Here is a 19,557-nt window from a genome sequence, read left to right on the forward strand (position 1 = left end):
ATGAAACGCAAAACAAAACTGATTCACGGCGGGCTTCCTACCGATCCCCATACAGGCGCGGTTAACGTTCCTATTTATCAGGTAAGCACTTATGAGCAAGAGGAAATTGGCGTCCATAAGGGATACGAGTATTCGCGTACAGGCAATCCGACCCGGTTTGCTTTGGAGGAGCTGATCAAGGATCTGGAGGAAGGAAAGCGTGGTTTTGCTTTCGGTTCGGGTATGGCTGCAATTCATGCGGTATTTTCACTGTTTAATGCAGGGGATCATATTTTGCTGACCGATGATGTATACGGAGGCACCTATCGCATTGTAAGCAAAGTGCTCAGCCGTATCGGAATTGAGTCCACATTTGTGGATACGACTGACCTGGAAGCTATCTCCAAAGCAATTCGTCCGAATACGAAGGCATTGTATGTCGAAACGCCAACGAACCCGCTTTTGAAAGTTACTGATATCCGCGCTGTTTCGGAGCTTGTAAAAAAACATGATCTTTTACTGATCGTCGACAACACATTTGCTACCCCTTATTGGCAGACGCCAATTACACTCGGGGCTGATATTGTCATTCACTCTGCTACCAAATATTTGGGCGGCCACAGCGATGTTGTAGCTGGTCTGGCTGTTGTGAACAGCGACGAGCTGGGAGAACAACTCCATTTTCTGCAAAACGCCATTGGTGCTATTCTCGGCCCGCAGGATTCTTGGTTATTGATCCGCGGTATTAAAACATTGGGTCTGCGTATGGAAGCGATTGAGCAAAATGCGAAGGAAATTGCAGCCTTTTTGGAAAAACATCCGAAGGTTAGAAAAGTGTATTATCCTGGACTGGAAAGCCATGCGCAGCACGAACTGTCCAAAATCCAGGCTCAAGGCTTTGGCGGCATCATTTCCTTTGATGTAGGTAGCGACGCTAACGCGGTTGCACTTCTGAAAAAGGTGAAATATTTTACACTGGCTGAAAGCTTGGGAGCGGTTGAAAGTTTGATTAGCGTTCCTGCACGTATGACGCACGCCTCTATTCCGGTAGAACGTCGTGCAGAGTTAGGCATTACCGAAGGTTTGGTGAGGATTTCGGTTGGGATTGAAGATCTGGAAGATTTGATTGAAGACTTGCAGGCAGCATTGTAAGAAAATAAGTGTAATGTTCAAGAGAGGTGGCAGAAGCTGCCTCTTTTTTTATTGTGAGAATAGCTTCTTTTTTGAAAAGCACAGAGGAGTACGTAGAGGTAATAACGAATAGTTTTATATAGTTCAATTGAATGTTAAACGGAATATAACCGCGACTACGTCTCTGAGGAAACAAAAACCTGGAGGGGGAATGTTATGAGGTTCACACATCTGGAAAAAGCAACTACTGTGCTGTCGGATCATCCGGTACGTCTGGCGTCTGCTTATGCAGTCGGTCCAGTCGAGCTTCCGGAAAATTGCGGTGTGGGCAGGGAATGGTCAAGTTATTTTGCCCATGAGGATTGGAATTTGGAAAAGGCTTGTGGTGAAGAAGGAGTAGAGCTTTCAGCCGGAGGAAAGGCAGCGTGCCGATTATTGACCGAGCTGGACCCTCGGACTGCGGAGCTGAATCTAGGTGTTTTTCCGCCTTTGGCCGAACAAGAAAGGCTTTTGCTGGTTTCAAATCTTCGTTGTATGGCTGCACAGGAAGTGATTTTCAGACCCTTTGAAGGAACGGGACAAATATGGATAGATGGCACACTGGTATATGCGGAATCCGGTCCTTTTCGCTTGTATCTGGAGGAAGGCGATCACACGGTAGTTATCATTGCTGCGTTTATTCCCGAGGAGGCCCGCTCTATTCGTATCAGTGGAAATCAGGTATGCGACGAATCAGATGTGACAGAACTGCATCGAGAATTTGTAGAGCGTAATATACGTTTTCATATGGCATGGCTAGAGGTTGAAGAAAGTGCTGGCAGGGAGGGCGAAGACAGCCCGATCTTATTTTATTTACTGCGTAAGGATCGGATAGATCTTCCCTTAGATCAAACGTTATGGGTCGAGGTAACGGATGATGAGGGCATGAAGCTGGATCGCTTTCCAGCACATTGGGAGCAGGAGCAAAGCTATGACTGGGATGAGGAAAAGGCCAGGAATACGGGAATGCTGCACTTCACTGTTACATATCGGGATCATGAGGCTGTGGAGCATCATTTTGTGTATTCGGTACTTGTGCGGCCTTTGTCAGTCGTCGTGGAGGGCTTGCAGAAAGAGTATGACCAATACATTCAAGCCCGCGCTATAGATATTCTTCATTCTGCGCAGAAAATACAAATAGAGGGCCTGCTTGAAGAATTAAAAAGGTTAACGGATTTGCCGGAAGATCCTTTTGAAATCTGGGATTACCGGATTGTGCGTGAATATATCAAGCTATTAAAACAGATCTTCACAAATGGACATACCGAGCAGTCACATTCCCCATCCTTACTTCAAGAAGAACACATCTTTTTGTGTAATGACGGAATTGGGGAAGGATTTTTTGTCTCCCGTTTGGACAATAGTTTGCAACGCTATACCATTCAGCTTCCCAGAAGCTATTCGGCTGACCGACAGTATCCTCTGATCGTTCTGATGCCAGGCAAGCGATATGAGCTGGGTTTGCCGGATTTTCAGAATCGAGGTTTTGGGCGAGGCTGGGAAGAGGAAGCTATATTCGTTACTTTTTCGTGCCGTGGTGTAACGTTGGGCAGTTATATTGGAGAAGCTGCTTTTTTGGAGGGGCTGGATGTCATACTGCAAGCGTATCGAGTGGACGAAGATCGGGTCTATCTGACGGGTTATTCGAACGGTGCATACGCTGCTTGGGCGATGGCACAGGCTTATCCTTCTCGTTTTGCGGCTATTGCGGTTATCTCTGGAGCGCCACATCCCAAGCATCTGATAAATCTGTTGAATATGCCAATATTGAATGTATGTGGAGATCAGGATTACTTATTTGCACAAGCATTTACAGCCCCTGTAACAGCGCTTCCATCTGATCATTTTAAAGGTGTCGTAGAACGTCATTCTAATCACTGGGACACGCATGAGCTGAGACTTCTGGACGGTGTACTGGGCTGGCTTATGCAATGGAAAAGAGATGTCGTACCTCAGCGTATTGCCTACCGGACGGAACGGGGCAGACATAACCGGGCTTACTGGCTGGAACTGACGCGAATGGATGTAAATGAGGAATATGCCGAGTTGTACGGTGAAATGAGTGCCACAGGTGAGTTGGATATCGAGGCAGTTCACGCCGAAGAATTTATCATTCATCTTTCTCAAGAGGTCATGCCCTTGGAATTGGCTCAAGTTCGTATCGGAGCCCGTATTTTCGTGTTGGATTTGCGGGAATACAGTCGCTTTCGCTTTGTTAAGACACAGTCACATAAACGTCCCTCCCCTGAATACCGTTTGATTGCCGAACGGGAGGAAGAAAGCAGTGGATGCTTTACAAAAGAATCGGATGCCAAAAAGAAAATTGTGGATTCGAAAAGCGTGGGAAGAAACGTTTTGAGCCATGGTATGGGTGTGCTTGATGTTTATATGGATCGTCTTCACATTGTCCTTCCGTCCAGCTACGCTACACCGGAGGAAGAACAGGCGGTGAGACGGACGGCGAACGCCTTGGCTAGTCCACGAACAGCGACTTGGAATCCGTATATCGGTGTTCATTATCCGGTGGTGTCTTCCACTGATATTACGGAGGAAGCACTGGCTGATAGCAACGTGATTTGTGTCACTTCGGGCTTGTCCAGACATGAGCTGCTTCACAAGCACCAAGCCGATCTGCAAATTACATGTACGGAGGAAGGTTATACATTGGGCGGCGATTTTACGGCAGGCGAGTATTGTCTGTCATATATTCAACCTAGCCCATGGTCTGCAACCCAGCAAATGCTTGTCGTAGCGACCAATTCTCCCCGTATGCTGGGTAAAAACCTATTTATGCGCAGACTGATTATGCCCGGATACTTTAATGGTCTACACCCGTATTTGAATAAAGAGATTATTGTGTATGATAGCCAGGGAGTGCGTGCTTTTAACTTTACTTCTATTAGACATACGCAGCAAAAACTGCAAGGCCAATAGCCAATAAAAAGTAACAATGTTATAATAATCCATAATTTAAAAAACCGTCTGGAGGCACATTGGCGATCCTGACGGTTTTTTGCTGGTTCATTGCAGTGATTTGTGATCGGGATGACGTCATATAAAGAAGGGCATTATGGCAGCTTAGCTTTTATATTGCTCCATCAGGTACATGATCTTTACTTCATCGGCCAAATCTCCAAAGGGTTCTAACGGATTCTCTTGAATGATATGATATAAACGCTGAACTCGTTCCTTTGGCAGTTTGCGCACATATCTGGAAATGAAAGCGGCATGGGTGACTACGTAGCGCTTTTTACGGACAGCTGCACTGGCTACGCGGACGAGAATATCTTCGCCCCCTGCCAATTCCAGAATGCGGCGCTCATAAAAGACTACGTATCGGAATGTCCGGTCCTTGATCAGCTCACGATTGAGTCTGGCAATCTCTCCGATATATCTGACCATAAGCGGCTCAAAGCTCTTGATCAGGAGAGGATCAAGCGTTAATTCCATGTCTTTGCGGAGAACAAAAGATTGCAGCAGAGCGACCTGCTGGAGCCTTATCCGATCATTGTGAAGGAGTACAGCCATCTCACGCAGCATTTCATAGGAGACACGCTCACTGAGCTGCCGCAGGGCAACCGCGTTTTTATGATTAACGTTTAGTCCTTCCTGGATCTGCCCTATACGACCTCTGAACAGACGTATAAGCTGCCTACGCTGTTCATAAGGATAAATACCCCGCTGTAGAAGCACCAAGGGCAGCAGAAGAAGCGCACCGACGATACCGCACAGAAGCATTTGTTGCGGCGAGTGGCCGAAAAAGACAGTAGCAGCCAGCAATATGACACTAACGGCAAGGTCTTTACGAAAATAACGTTTGGCTCTGAGTCTGGCATATTGCTCTACAGGAACTAGTGTATCCCGACCACATGATGTGCACTCTTCTTCCCAAAGGGCGGTAAATTGTCCACAACGCTTGCAGACTCTTAGCTTTTGGAAGGCGTACTCTGTGCGGGTAAATGGGCGAAATTGTACAGCTTGTTTGGAACTATTCATTGTGCTCACTTCTCCGGTTCAGCAGCGCTAGAAGCTCGGTGTCGATTTGTGTAATCGACGGGGCGCGTTTTTTATGTATATAGTAAATTAGTGATTTGATGGCGACAAAAAGAAACATAATCGCCAGACATCCGTATGAGATCATAGTGTATTTCCTCTTTCTACTTGGATTTTTAGTTCAATATTTTACATGGGCGGGTTTCGCTATTGTTATTTTTGTCGTATAAAGGAGAAGGCTGGTGCCCGATTGCCCTTGTTGGGGTATAATTATATCATTACTGCAGGATATTGGTAAAATCTCGCGGTATAACAGGCTTTTGGGTTGGATTCAGACCATTCGGGCAGTATTTTCAGCTGGCGCTCATGTAAAACTCATTATAATTTAATAGTAGGGGAGTACAACTGTAATTTAGAATGAGAATTAACCGGCAAAGGGGTACAAGCGATGTTTAGTAGAGACAGAAAATGGTTTTTGGTCATCGGAATCATATGTACAATGATCATGACCTCGATTTTGGCATGGCAGCCACAGATGGCGAATGCCGCTTCACCCTCTGCTTCTAAGGTGGATGCGGTGCTGGTCGTCGATGTAAGTAATTCAATGAACACCAGTGATCCTGGGAAAATTGGCAATGAAGCCATGAAAATGTTCATTGATATGCTGTCGACGCAAAATGACAAGGTCGGGATTGTAGCGTATACGGATGTCGTACAGCGTGAGAAAGCCTTGCTTAATATTACATCCGAAGCGGATAAGCAGGAACTGAAGACGTTTATTGACGGACTGAACCGGGGGGCGTATACTGACACCTCCGTGGGTGTCAAGGAAGCAATCCGCATTTTGCAAGATGGTAAAACAGCTGGACATGCGCCTATGCTCGTCATGCTGGCCGACGGTAACAACGATTTTAATAAGACGACAGGTAGAACCGAAAGCCAATCCGATCAGGATATGGCACAGGCTGTAGCCGAGGCTAAAAATAGCGGCGTTCCGATCTACACCATCGGCTTGAATGCAGATGGGAAGCTGAATAAAAACAAGCTTGCCGACATAGCGCAGCAAACGGGCGGCAAGTCCTTTATTACAAGCTCAGCGGATGACCTGCCGAACATTCTGAGTGAAATTTTCGCCAGCAATTTGAAGTTGAAAGTGGTGCCTTTGCAGTCCATTACGGCAAACGGCGACTATCAGGACGTAACGGTAACCGTACCGAACGATAGTGTGCTGGAGGCTAACATTTCGATCATGTCCTCGAAACCGGTGGATGCGAGACTGATAGACCCGTCGGGCAACAGCAAGCCGATTCCTTCGAGCGATGTGCTGCTGTCCAAGTCCAAAAGCTACTCACTGATTAAACTGCTCAAGCCTGCGGCTGGTGACTGGAAGCTCCAAGTCAAGGGAGTCCAGCAGGATCAGATTGATATTAATCTGGTATTTAACTATGATCTGGAGCTGAAAATGGACGCACCGCCCGCCAAATCATACAAAAAAGGCGATGCAGTTCAAATTCGTTCCTACCTGACGAGCAATAGCCAGCATCTTCAGGATCAGGAATTGTATGCGAATATGAATGCTGTTCTGAAGGTCAAGGATCTGGATTCCGGTACAACGAATGAGGTGCCGTTAACCAACGCAGGGGATTCTTTTACCGGTTCCTATACGATTCCAGATGAGCATGACTACGAACTAACCGTTAGAGCAGAGGAGAAGAGCTTCTACCGTGAAACACAGCCTGTAACCATTAGTGCTAAAGCAGGGGCGACGAGCGGTACAAATACGGGCACGACTCAGCCAACAACACCTGCTGAAAAGTCCAAGCTAATGCCACTCATTCTTTTAGGGCTGGGACTGCTCGTTCTGCTGGTTGCCGCATATTTCATCTGGAAGGCTATGAAAAAGGCCAACCGTGGCTTTGTCGGTCAAATCGTACTGGAAATCCGGGATGAGAACACTGGCGAAAAAACGTATCCGCAGTACAAGAAGCTGAACACCTTCCGGGGCAAATTTAATCTGCACCAGTTGCTGCAACTGGCACCGGAATTTGCTGGAACCGACAAGGTTGTGTTCACACCAGCCAATCAGGATCGTATCATTGTGCGCAGTACCTCCGAGATTACGATTGAAAAATCCGGGCGGGCTGTAGACACAGGCAACGGTCTTGAACTCAAAAACGGTGATCGTCTGACTATCCCGTTAGCCAGTGTGGACAAAACCATTTTGCTGGAATTTATTTCAGTAAACAGCTAAACGAACCCTTAGGAGGTCATATCTATGAAACCAGTAGTTAGAGAGCATATCCAACAATTAGACGTATCACTCGGCGGGGGGATCGTAAGCGATAAGATCAGAGTGGATACTATTGATAATCCTATTTTAATTATCGGACTCGGAGGTACGGGAATTGATGCCCTTCTCCGCTTGAAATATCAAATTAACCGCAGATTCAAGCTTCCAGCAGATCCGATCTCCAAGAAAAAGAGCGATAAACCGGACAATGTGGAATTTCTCGCTTTTGAAACGAATGAACAAGACCGCAACAAAAAATACAAGGGGATTGGTTTGGACCCCATCAATGAGTTTGTATTGCTGTCCAATGCGGAAATCGGCGGATTGCTGCAAAACCGTAGCATTCTAGAGCCGTACATTACCGATTGGCTGTCTCCAGAGCTGAGCATTACCGATGGTATGAACGGGGCGGCAGGGGTACGTCAGGCAGGACGATTACTGCTGTTCACCAAAATTAATCAGGTCGTTCAAAGCATTGACAAAAAAATCAAAACCTTGTCTGAGGGCACCAATAAGAAGCTTATGGTGTTCCTGCTGTCCGGTTTGTCCGGCGGTACAGGAAGCGGTACTTTCCTCGATATCTCATATATCGTCCGAGGAATTATTGAGCGCGATTATGGCTCTGCAGGTGTAGACCGTGTAAATACATTAGGGTATCTGTTTACACCGGATATCAATTTGGCGAACAAAAGCCTGAGTGAGCATACACGTGAATATATTAAAAAGAACGGCTATGCTGCACTGAAAGAGCTGGACTACTGGATGAATGTAGACAGCCGTGGTGAACGCTTTAAGCAGCAGTACGGAAATATTTTGACCGTGAACTCGCCGCTTCCGCCGTTTAATCTGTGCCATCTCATTTCGGCCACGAATACGGAAGGCAAGCTGTTGGAAAATGCTTATGATTACTGTATGAATGTCACCGCCGAAAACATCACCAACTTTATGGCGAGTGAGGAAAAACAATCCGGCGAAGAATTTGCCATTCATGACTATATCAGCAATATCCGTACCAACATCGCACAAATGAATAAGGCGTATCCAGCAAACTACGATTACAATATTATCGGGGCTTCCTCGGCGGTGCTGCCAATGGAGGAAATGACGACGTATCTGGCTTATCGAATGTTTGGCAAAATGTCCAAAATGTTCGAGCAATCGCCAAATCAAGAGGATGTAGAGAAGTTTGCCCGCAAGCTGGGAGTGGATCTGGATAGCATGATCAAAAACTTTGAATCCCGTGTACCTGAGCCGCTTCCGGGCTTTGAAAACAGTGAACGGTTAAGTTATAGCAATGTCGTTAAAATGCAAGTTGTCAATATGGACACCGAGCTGGAGCAAACGTTCCTGACGCGTGCCCGCGAAGAGTATATCAAAGCGAAGAAGCAGCTTCCTGGTGAAATTACAGGACAGTTTACGGATCAAATTCGCCGGATGTTTCTGCATCCTGAGCAAGGACCGTTTTATGTATCCCGCATGATTTATACTGAAAAAGGATTTAGCTTGCTGAAAATGCTGCTTTCATATGTGGAGACGTTGCGTGAATCACTGCACCGTATTCCGACGGACATTGAATGGGCGCGTGAGCAGGCGAACGAAAAGTTGGGCGATGCCAAGAGCGCGTTTGTATCCAAGGATAAAAAGAAAAATGCGTACATTGAAGCGAAAATTAATGAATATTGGCTGCGTGCTGATGTGGAACGTACAGAGCAGCTCATTGAATTTTATGAAGACCTGTATGACCTGTTGAATAAGGAAAATAACCGCATTTATAATGTATTTACTGAAATTTTGAACGCATTGAGCGCAATATTCGAGAAGAATGGTGATCTGCTGATTAACGGCGAGGAACAGTCCGATCACAAAGGTAACAAAACGTACTATTGGAATCTGGTAAGTGTACCGGATATTTCTGAAGTTGTGACCAAGCTGCTGGATAACCGCAACGGTGACGATTTGATTCGTGATTTTGCCCAAGAATTACTCGAAAATTCAGATCAATGGGTGAAGGATCAGGATATGGACATCATCAGCTCAATCTCCAATTTCTTGACTGATAAGTTCGGTGATCTCATTACCCGTTCCATGGAGGATTTCCTCGTCATGAAATACGGGCAAGATGAAGCCATTGAAAAATTTGTGGAGCGCTACATTGCGAGCAAACTGGATGAGGAAGCTGTACCTGTGTTCCATCTGAGCAATAGCTCTGGCAACTTGTACTTCCCGTCTTGGGGATTCGTTTCGGTACCTGTACAGTCGCCTAATATCCTAAAAGGCGTTCGCAATTATCAAAATAATGCAATTGGAAAATCACACTTTACTATTAAAGAAAGTGAAGTTCGTAACCGGATTTTCTGGCTCAATACGCGTAATGGTGTTCCTCTGTTTGTATATACGCCGCTCAAAGTGTATGAAGAAAGCTATGAAAAAACGATTCTTGACCGCGAAGGTATTGGCCGCCATCTGGTGCAAACAGGCCAGAACAACTGGACTAATCTGCCGTCGCCGATTCCTGAAAAGTCATGGGGCGAAACTTACGTCAATTCGCGTGTGCAAGCATACAATGCACGCATTCGTAATGATTTTGACCGTGCCAAGTCACTTGGCGTGATTCGAGAAAAGGATGTCGATCAGAATACGAGCAGCCGCTTCACTGTAATCCGTTCACATGCGCTAGATCTGAATGCGATGCTGGCAGGCTACGATATGCGTTTGCAGGAATCCAAGCCGAATTTGGGTGAGGTGAAAAGAGCATGGTCTGAGTTGAAACGTCTGCTGGCTGAAGGGCTGGAGCAGGCCGGAAGCAAGGACATCTTTGGCAGCATCAATGAAGAGATGGCGAAGGAAAACCTGATCCGTTCACCAGAGTTAACACAGGTGGTTCGTGAAGAACTGGTGAAGTATACACAAATTGAAGCAAAAGCCGCTGAACTGGAAGCTTTGCTGGGTAAATATCAGGATGAAGAAAAATGGCTGGATCAGTTCATTCAGGCACTCTATACAGACACGATTACGAAAAAAGGTGCTTTGTACGTCTATGATCGTGACGAAGAGGAAGAGGCTTGGGAGCCGTTTGCGAACGTCATGAAGAGCCGCAATTATGTGGAGTTTGAAGTGTTTACAAACTTCCGTGGTTTAGAGGAAAAGAAATTTGCAGCTCTAATGCGCAAGGCGGATCGCCGTGATGTTGTATTGACTTCATCTGAGGATATTACACCATTGCTGGCAAAGCTGGATGAACTGGCTGCAACTTACACAGAGGCCCGCAATCAATTGGAATATGAAAAGGTGGAGCTGGCTAACGGAGCGGAACTTTATGCATTCTATGCTCAAATGGCTGGAAAATTAAACGACATCCGCAGAAAGTTGAAATAAAGTATGAGAGAGCAGCTGTTACGTTATGCGGCTGACTATGCAGCCGCAGAGGACCAATTAATCGGAAGCGGGGATGGACGCAGTAGCATCCATTTCCCGTCTGTGTTTCTTTTTATCGGGGATCGTATGAACCCGGTGATGAACACCATTGCAGATATCAACCGAACCAAGTGGGATAACAGCACGGGAGTAACATATATTCAGATTCGCTCGCAGGAAGAACATGCGGCTGTAGATCGTTCGGTGGATGCTATTGTTCATACGATAGCGGTACCGGAGGAAAGTGGCCACCAAACGATACGCCGTGACTTACACCAAGCCTTTTATACACATGAATCGCAGCTAATTGAGCTTAACACCGCGTTGCGCCGGGCTAGTGGACATCTGGCAGATTACGGTCGGTTGTATTCTTCGTTCGAGCGTGTCCATTTGTCGATCTTGACGACAGCGGATGACCCCATGAACGTATTAATCCCTGAAGTTACGCTGTTGGCGGAGTATATTTTTGCACAGTCTTTTAAATCGGTACAAATGGATCTGTATGTGTTGGTGAATGAAAGCGATCAGACTGCCCAATTTGGCTACAGTAGTGCAACGTCCGTTGCTTTCATGCGAGAGCTGGACTATATCCAGAGTCCGGAGTATACGTTTACGGCACCGCTTCATATGACCGAGGACAAATTGACCATTCCGGTATCCCATGCTCCATCGCCGTTGTTCGATCTCGTCTATGTGCTGTCCGACAAGAACGAACGCGGCGTAACGGTGCCGAATAGTCTGCGAGAAAGCTGTGACATCATTTGCCACATTCAGCTTCTTAAAAACCGTTATCAGGCAGGAGATTCCTATCGGTCACAGGATGGGGGATACAACAATACATCGTTTAAAAACAACATCATGACGGAATCCGGGCGGCAGGGTTATGTGTCGGCTGGATTTTCCCGAGTCAACCGCCCTAACCAGTCAATCGCACTTACGGTGCTGTATCACTTTTATGTGAAGCTGTTAGAGCGTATGAGAACAGAGCAGGAGTGGGACATACGCGATAAGCTGAATTATTTTGGTTTAGATGCTGCTGAGCGCGGTCGCACGCGAAATGATCTAGTTCCTGGTAATGAAGCGATCACGGACATGAGTGCACTGATGACCAGCGGAGCCAGCTACGGCTCGTTGAAGCGAATGACATTACGTGAGGCGGAGGAGGCCTTGTTTGGTCAGGGCTGCGAAGCCTTTTTCCGTGATAATTGTGAACGGATTGTGCACAAACGGTTGGGAGATTTTCAGGCGGAATCAGGTCTGCAGTTGGCTGTGAATGCAGCTGCCAAGGAATATCCTGAAATCGGATTATTCGAGTTGACAGACTGGACGGATGAAAATAAAACAGGGAATGTGCTTACGGCTATTCGGGGGCTGATTCGGGACACGTCCAATGACTTGCAGATTAGTGCCGCTGAACTGGATACCCTGTATAACGGGCGGGTGGAGGACCAGCCTTTTCAACGACTACCACTCATGGATAAGCATAATGTGCGCAGCTTGATCCGTTACCTGACCGAGACAGTTTACGGGCACAAGCTGCACATGCTGCGGATTCAAGCGGATTTGGAGTTACTTCGCCGCTATGAACTGGCACTGGAGAAATGGCATGCACAAGCGAAGCATATTACAGTACAGCTTGCCAGCCTGGAGCGTGAACTGCATCAAGCTGCAACGGACAGTATTCGGCAGGCCGACAGTTACACAGGTCAAAACCTGTTCGAGTATTACGAGCGTGTGACAGAGGATGTCATGCGTGAGCTGGAAAGCAAGCGGGGAAAATCTATATTCTTTGATACCCGGCATATAGGGCCCATATCCGGATTGCTGGACGGGGGTCTGTCCGCATTGGTGGATCGACTTACGCAGACCTGTCGCACCTTGATTCTCAGTTCACAGCCATTTAATCAGACCTTCGAAGAAGAATTATTGCGGCGTGCGAATGTAGCTGCTGCATATGAAAATCGGCTGGTCGTTCCGAAGGATGAGCTGTTTAAAAAACTGTATCAAACGTTGGAGGAACATGGCGGAATTAATGTACGTCTGCTCGACTATACCCATGAGCATCGGTACGAAGAAAAATACTTCTTTGGTGACTACGAAGGCGAATTTCTTCCTTATGCGATGGATGTGGACATTACTTCGCGTATTTACAAACTGGGTTTTGTGCATGAGCGTCGCAGCAGTGGGGTGGAAAAGCTGCATTTGATGGGCGGCTTTCATCTGGAGGATCTGATGGTTTACCGCAACGGCAAAACGTATTATGAGACATATACTGCGAATGGTTTCGTGTTTCACGGAATCGACGTGGACCGGTTGCCGGAATTGCGGTAGCCACATATTCATCCTACTTTAATGATGGAAGGAAGCAACGATTCTTATGAAGCAGCGTAAATTTAACGTTCTCCTATTACTGTTCGGCTTGCTGGGCGCTGTAGTAGGCTTCATCTTGGGAGAGCTTATTCTTCACAAATTGATAGGGCACTGGCCGCATATCATCGTGATCGGGCTGTATTTTGGCATCATGGCCCTGTGCATTGGCCTAGGCTGTCTGATTGGCGAACTGATTTCGCCACAGTTAAATGGACATTCATGGAGGCAGCGCTACTCCGGGTTATCCTGGAAGTTACTGGTGCCTGCTACGCTGGTGATGTTGTTCGTGGCAGGTCTGCTATTGGAGTTGGGCTATCAGGTTAACCCTGAAGGGCGCAAGAGCGTACAGGACCTCGTGCTTGTGATTGATAATTCAGGGAGTATGCAGCAAACAGATCCTGATAATGAACGCCTAACGGCTGCCAAGAGTCTGATTGGTCAAATGGAAGGAGACAAGCGGGTAGCCGTTGTTTCATTTGAATCTGCTGCGCAGTTGGTTCAGCCATTTACTCCCATTGGCACAGATGCAGAGAAGCAAGCGGTTTATTCCAAAATCGATAGTATGCAGACTATAATGTCAGGCGGTACAGAGATCGGGCTTGCTTTGGACGAGACGATCAAGGAGATTGAAACCCAAGGCAATGCAGAAAAAGGTTCTCTCGTTATTATGCTCTCTGATGGCTTTAGCGATCTGGATACCCAGACAGCATTGGCTCCTTATATCGCCCGCCAGATTCCGATTAATACGATCGGGCTGAAACTGGCAGAGTCGAATGGTATAGCCTTATTGCAAAATATTGCTAACCTGACAGGCGGAACTTATTCTAATGTAGCCAATGCCCAAGGACTTACTCAGGCGTTCGGTAAAATATATAACAAAATCGGTGATCGCACACTGGTAACGGAGCGGACAGGTGAGTATGCCGACAGTCTGTATTTTGCCATTTATCGTGTAACGGCTCTGGTCATTATCGGCGCTCTATTGGGATTGGCTCTTGGGCTGATGTTCGATAACCGTTTTCTCGCACGAAATTTCGCCATTGGTGGAGTTCCGGCAGGCTTGCTCGCTGGTTTTATTTTGGAAAAGGGATTATCTGGCTCGCCTATAGGCGACTTGATGATTCGTTTGTTGGCAGCGCTCATACTGGCAGCCCTTATTGCTGTCTTTTCGCTTGTTCTGCCGATTGCGGAAAATACTCGCCGATCTTCCGGTGGAGGAAGTCAGGGTGCGCCGTCAGGACGCCGGAGAGGGGCACCGGAAGCCCCGACGCGCAATCGACGCAGCAGTGGATTTTAGAACGGGAGGCTGGAATTTATGCAGTATAGGGAAGCACAGCCCGGTGATCCTATTATTTCGGAGCTGAGCCACAAAATTGACGACAACCGGGTTGTGTTACGCTGGCAGTGGCCTGAGGGCGCAGCTGTGGTATATATTGCGAAACAATCAGCCGATGCAGGCGTGAATGGGCAAAATGAAGGTGAAGTTTTACCGCCTTTTTCAAGCCTAAAACTTTTTACACGCGAGGAGTATAAGGCTGCTGGCAGCTATCGTGACCGAATTGAAGGCATTGGACGCGTGCGCTATACCGTGTATCCGGCTGTTCGGGAGGATGGAGAAACTTACGTGATCCGTCAGCAAGACGGAGCCAACCAACTGGAGTTGAGCACGGGGAGGGCTAAAATCAGATATGCGGTTCACCATAAAAAAAGCTGGTTTCGCAGCCGCAAAACCGTCCAGATTCAGGTGACAGCCGAAGTTCCTGTCCCGCAGGAGGCGCTTTGCTACGTGAAGAAGCGCGGGGGCTATCCAGCAGACCGGGACGATGGAACCTTGTATCCGTTCACGGCACCTTTTGCCGCGGGACGGAATGTTTTACCCGCTGTTGAAGTGGGGGGAGATGAATATGTGCGGCTGTTTTTTACGGACGGCCAGAAATATGGCACGGTATATGAATTAGTTCCTGAATGAAAGGAGGCCGCAACCGATGAGTTTTCTTAGCAATTTATTCAGAAGAAAGCCACAGGCAGCGCCAAAGCCGTTATTTTATGATATTGTGTGCCCTTATTGCTTTAGTAAATTCTCCCCGGAGGAAGTGGTATTCCGTGCTTCTCATCACCGTGAAGATGACGAGGACTACGCTTTGGGTGAAGATGAGCTGTTGAACAAATATCGGGAGCGTTTTGGCTTGGACAGTGTGCATGATATGGAGGCGATTTTACATCCCCTTGATGTTCCTGAGGAACATCGATTGTATTCTGATCATGTACTGACAGGACTGACCGACCGTTATGGCGAGCTGACGCGTCACCGACTGTGCCCGCACTGCCATAACGAGCTGCCCGTGACTGCGGGTAAGGTGCCTAGCAATATCATTTCAATTATTGGAGCTTCGCAGGCAGGGAAATCTGTTTATATGACCTCCCTGATTCACACGCTGCAACATGTTACGGCCGATCATTTTGACGCGGCTTGCATGCCACTCAATGCAGAGATCAGCCGAAAGTTCCGCACCATGTATGAGGAACCCTTATTTGAACGAGGCGATCTGCTTACATCGACACAAAAAGAAAAGATGCAGGAGCCTTTTATCTTCCAGTTTGTATTTAAGGATGAGGAAAAGCCGCCACTGACGCTGGTGTTTTTTGATGTTGCCGGTGAGGGAATGGTAGATCAGGACTATCTGGGACTGCATGGACAGCATATTAAGAATTCTGCAGGTATTCTCTTTATGGTCGATCCACTGCAAATCCGCTCTATTCGGGAGCGCATTAAGATTAACCTTGGCGATAAGCCGGGTGAGTGGGTCTCACAATATGATGAACCGCGTGACGTCGTACTTACGATGTTCGGTGATTTTATCGCCTATCAGGAAAAGGGGAAAACGGACATTCCGACCGCTGTCGTCCTGACCAAAAGTGATATGCTTACTGCGTTGGCAGATGAAGAAGGCACATACATCAAGACGAACAGCAATATTTTTAATCCGATGGAGCATCGCAAATATATGGATTTGGATGAGTTTGCGAACATTGATGGCGAAGTTCGACGCTTCATCGAAAAGGTGGATAAGCCGTTCAAGGGCACGATGGATGTATATTTTACGGATACGGCCTATTTCGCGGTTTCCGCGCTGGGTAGCAATCCGGTGGAGCAAAAGCTGCAAGGGTTGGTTAGTCCGATCCGTGTGGATGAGCCATTCATTTGGCTGCTTTATAAGTTGAAGTACATTGAGGGGAGAGAATCACAGTGAGTTATTCTACCTCTCATTTGATACAACAGCAGATGTACACACGGGAACGGCGTGGTATTTTCCGTTCTACGGAAGGCTTCGATACGGTGGCTAATTCCAAAGGATTGGATGCTTCTTTTATTAAAAAGGTGCTGCATCCCTTATGTGTATATGATGCGCCTGCTGCTTTGACGGCGCGCGGCGAGAAACAGGAAAGCGTCTATCCGGAAGCTATACATCTGGTACGGACGGAGTCCGGGGATGTAGTACTTGGCCGCAGTATTTATAAGGCCGCGGATTTTACTGGGCTGCGAAGCGCCCTTTTCACGCACAACTATGTAATTCCAGCCGGACATGGTGAATCTCCGTCTGACTATAAGCAGTGGCTGAACACATCCTTTGTGGATACCTATGATATTGAGCAGGGGACGGATTTGCCGGAATTGGAGCGTCTACCAGGCGGGAGTGTATTTCCGGCTGTTGACCCGTCTACAGTGCTGGCTCAATTGCAGCTGAGCGAAGAAGTGTTCAAACAGCTTTTATACGCAGTCATGATGTCCGCAGCGGGTCGAAAAAAGGTATACGTAGCGCTTAATGTTCCTGTGGAAGCGGTTGGATCTTCAGCCAAGCAACTGCTTGGTGTGTTATATGCAGCACTGCCTTATGCATTTCGCAACAGACTCGGATTTCTTACATATGCACAGGAACCGAATAGCAGAAAAGGCATTCACTTAATGTTTGTTGAGCCTTTTAGTTTGCGTCCCGGTGATCGGAATGTGGAAAAGGACTTTGTATTTGACCTGTCTAATCATAGTCGAATACTTAATGTGGATGCAGAGCAGGTGAGACAGCCGTATTTTGACTGGATTGTCCGTACGTTGTTGAATGGTGAGACGCCGGACGATTTTTTCAAATTTGCCGAGCAAATGCTGACAGGTATGGAGGCCAGGCGTGATTTGACTCCATCCAGCTATCATGAGCTCATTACGTTGTACAGAATTGAGCAGGGAGAGCGGGCATTATACAACGAACAACGAATCACTGTGTTGCGAAGCTTGACTGATTATTTATCGCCATCTGATGCGTTGCCACGTAAAATGAGGCTGAATGATCTGTTTCTGTCGTTTTTTGATCATGAATTTGATCGGGTGAAGGATGGATATATTCCAGATGTAGGTCTGGTCGATAGTTTCAAGGACTATTATAAAGTTCATGCACGCAGCAGCGAAAATCGGTTGGTGGAATATTTAATCCGTTCACTAAACAATGCTTATACTGCCAGAAATACGGAAGCAGTCACGTATATTTATCATACAATTGAAGAGAATCCATCCTTAGGCAAGGCATATTTTACGAAAGTGTTGGGTAATCCGGCACTGACAAAAATGCTGTTTATTCCCTACATGGACAGTCAGATGAAAAGAACACCGGATGCCAAGGGGCTGCTGGCTGTTGTGCACGAATGGGGCAGTCGGTATATCGAAGTGTCGGCGAATGCCGATTTTCAGCTTTTGGCAGAATCTGCATTGATGGGCAGACTGCGTGCGGAAAGAAGACCAGTAGAGGCTGTGGCGGCCATTCACCAACGCTTGCGTCAATGGGACAGCAGCTCTGCCGTAGGCAAACTGTCCCCGCTGGAGCAATCTGGATTGACAGAACGCTTGCAGGAAGCGTCGGATCGGTATTTACTTACCGAAGTAGAGCTAAAGGAAATATCACCCGACCAGGTCGTACAGATTCCTTTTTTCACACGGCCCGATTTGGTGCAGTGGGTTGGAAAGCTGCCTGCTCCTCTTAAGGGACAAGCTGTGCGATTAGTTGCGGCTTATGATTGGTTTAACACGGAGGACCCGGAACCGTCGGTGCTGGACGGTCTGGAGCCCGGCGAAGTAGAAAAGGTACAGGATTGGGCTTATGGCTGGCTGCCCCAGCAGCTTGCGGAAGGTCATTTTGCCCGTCTGTTGCCTGCTTTCTATCGTTCTGACGGGCCGGGAGAAGGAATATTGGACTTCGCTCGCCTGGTCAGTTCGATCCGCAAATGGGCGAAGGATAACGATACGATGTACCGCTTTATCCGATGGTCGGAGGAACACCCGGAGTTTGCTACTCCACGCGGCGGTTTCGAACCATCCTACAGACGTGCGCTACTTTTATTCTTCCAAAAGGAAGGACGAGAGGGACTGCATAAAAAAACGCTGTGGCGTCAATATTTTGAACCTGCAAAGCCTGTCTTTAAAAATTTCTATCTGGCAGCAAAGCGTGAGACAGATACGCCTCTGGTCAAAACGCTTCGTCGTTTCCGTAAAGGTGGGGTGATTTCCGGGATCGTGCTGATTGTCATTGCAGGTACGCTAGGCGGCCTGAAAGCAACCGGGGTGATCGGATCTGCTGACACACCTGCGCCTGTTGCCACTCCGAAGCCGGTACAACAACAGCCTGTAGAGCCTACAGTGCCGGTAAAAGAGGAGCCTACGGCGATAGTGACACATGTGCCTAATACCAAGTCCACTACGAAAATGGTCAAGCTGTTGTTTGCGTTTCAGACATCGACAGAGCAGGCAGAATTTAAGCCGAAGAAGCTCGTCATTGTCGGTGCGGATCAGCAGGAGCACTTATACGAAAATTTTACACTTGCTGAACAGAACGACAAGGAAGCAGCCAGTAAAGCGAACAATGATCCATCCGGTGATGTAAACACTGGGAGCGCCACTACAAAAAGCACGACAGCAGATGGACAATCCACGGACAATGGTTCCACAGCTCGTGGGGGTACATCCAGTGGAAAAAGTGGTGATCAATCTGGAGTAGTGACTGGCAACACGGACGGAGGCTCGACTTCGGAGATTACTACTGAGGGTAGTGGCAATGGAGCAAATACAGATACAGACACTGACGCACCATCGGAGTATGATCTGAAGAAGTATCCTTATCGTACGCTATTGACCCTTTGGCAACGGCTAGAACTGAATGATGCTAGCACGGTTACTGTTGATGGAGAAGAATATCCGCTAGTTCAAGTGAGAACTACGGACTAAGCAACTATAAAACAGAAATGAATGATGAATAAGTAAAAGACGGGTTCCCTTCAAGGACTCGTCTTTTATTATGCCT

At 47.3% G+C, this 19,557-nt stretch carries 11 protein-coding genes; 9 read left to right on the forward strand and 2 right to left on the reverse strand.

Annotation, left to right across the window (positions count from 1 at the left end; translation table 11 throughout):
- Together NSQ68_RS11230 and NSQ68_RS11235 are read left to right on the forward strand one after the other, a co-directional pair.
- A complete protein-coding gene (locus NSQ68_RS11230; protein ID WP_029519142.1) occupies positions 1-1,131 on the forward strand; it encodes a bifunctional cystathionine gamma-lyase/homocysteine desulfhydrase in 1,131 nt (376 codons plus the stop codon).
- A 195-nt stretch (positions 1,132-1,326) separates the two neighbouring features.
- Positions 1,327-4,083 carry a PHB depolymerase family esterase gene (locus tag NSQ68_RS11235; RefSeq protein ID WP_340932062.1) on the forward strand — a complete coding sequence of 919 codons (2,757 nt, stop codon included), beginning with the start codon at positions 1,327-1,329 and terminating at the stop codon, positions 4,081-4,083.
- Positions 4,084-4,227: 144 nt separating this feature from the next.
- Here the strand turns inward: NSQ68_RS11235 and NSQ68_RS11240 are convergent, their stop codons facing one another.
- Complete coding sequence (locus NSQ68_RS11240; protein WP_165147249.1) at positions 4,228-5,145, reverse strand: hypothetical protein; 918 nt, start codon at positions 5,143-5,145, stop codon at positions 4,228-4,230.
- Complete coding sequence (locus NSQ68_RS11245) at positions 5,138-5,290, reverse strand: hypothetical protein (protein ID WP_165147246.1); 153 nt, start codon at positions 5,288-5,290, stop codon at positions 5,138-5,140. The genes NSQ68_RS11240 and NSQ68_RS11245 overlap by 8 nt, the downstream gene beginning before the upstream one ends.
- Before the next feature lie 300 nt (positions 5,291-5,590).
- Between NSQ68_RS11245 and NSQ68_RS11250 the strand changes: the two genes are divergently transcribed.
- Genes NSQ68_RS11250 through NSQ68_RS11280 form a run of 7 tightly spaced genes read left to right on the forward strand, consistent with a single transcriptional unit; the run spans position 5,591 to position 19,481 of the window.
- Positions 5,591-7,393, forward strand: coding sequence for a vWA domain-containing protein (locus NSQ68_RS11250; protein WP_165147243.1), 1,803 nt, complete (start codon positions 5,591-5,593; stop codon positions 7,391-7,393).
- Between the two features lie 24 nt (positions 7,394-7,417).
- The gene (locus NSQ68_RS11255) at positions 7,418-10,807 is read left to right on the forward strand and encodes a tubulin-like doman-containing protein (protein WP_165147240.1); all 3,390 of its coding nucleotides are present in this window, start codon (positions 7,418-7,420) and stop codon (positions 10,805-10,807) included.
- 3 nt (positions 10,808-10,810) lie between these two features.
- Positions 10,811-13,177, forward strand: coding sequence for a transcription initiation factor TFIID (locus NSQ68_RS11260; protein WP_342428841.1), 2,367 nt, complete (start codon positions 10,811-10,813; stop codon positions 13,175-13,177).
- A gap of 46 nt (positions 13,178-13,223) precedes the next feature.
- A complete protein-coding gene (locus tag NSQ68_RS11265) occupies positions 13,224-14,513 on the forward strand; it encodes a vWA domain-containing protein (RefSeq protein WP_342428842.1) in 1,290 nt (429 codons plus the stop codon).
- Positions 14,514-14,531: 18 nt separating this feature from the next.
- On the forward strand, positions 14,532-15,185 hold the full coding sequence (locus NSQ68_RS11270) for a beta-mannanase (protein ID WP_342428843.1): 654 nt from the start codon (positions 14,532-14,534) through the stop codon (positions 15,183-15,185).
- A gap of 16 nt (positions 15,186-15,201) precedes the next feature.
- Positions 15,202-16,467, forward strand: coding sequence for a hypothetical protein (locus NSQ68_RS11275; RefSeq protein ID WP_342428844.1), 1,266 nt, complete (start codon positions 15,202-15,204; stop codon positions 16,465-16,467).
- Positions 16,464-19,481: a hypothetical protein gene (locus NSQ68_RS11280; protein WP_342428845.1), complete on the forward strand. Its 3,018-nt coding sequence runs from the start codon at positions 16,464-16,466 to the stop codon at positions 19,479-19,481. Before NSQ68_RS11275 ends, NSQ68_RS11280 begins: the two co-directional genes overlap by 4 nt.
- Positions 19,482-19,557 lie beyond the last annotated feature (76 nt).

This window comes from Paenibacillus sp. FSL L8-0158, from assembly GCF_038592965.1.
Taxonomy (GTDB): Bacteria; Bacillota; Bacilli; order Paenibacillales; family Paenibacillaceae; genus Paenibacillus; species Paenibacillus polymyxa_D.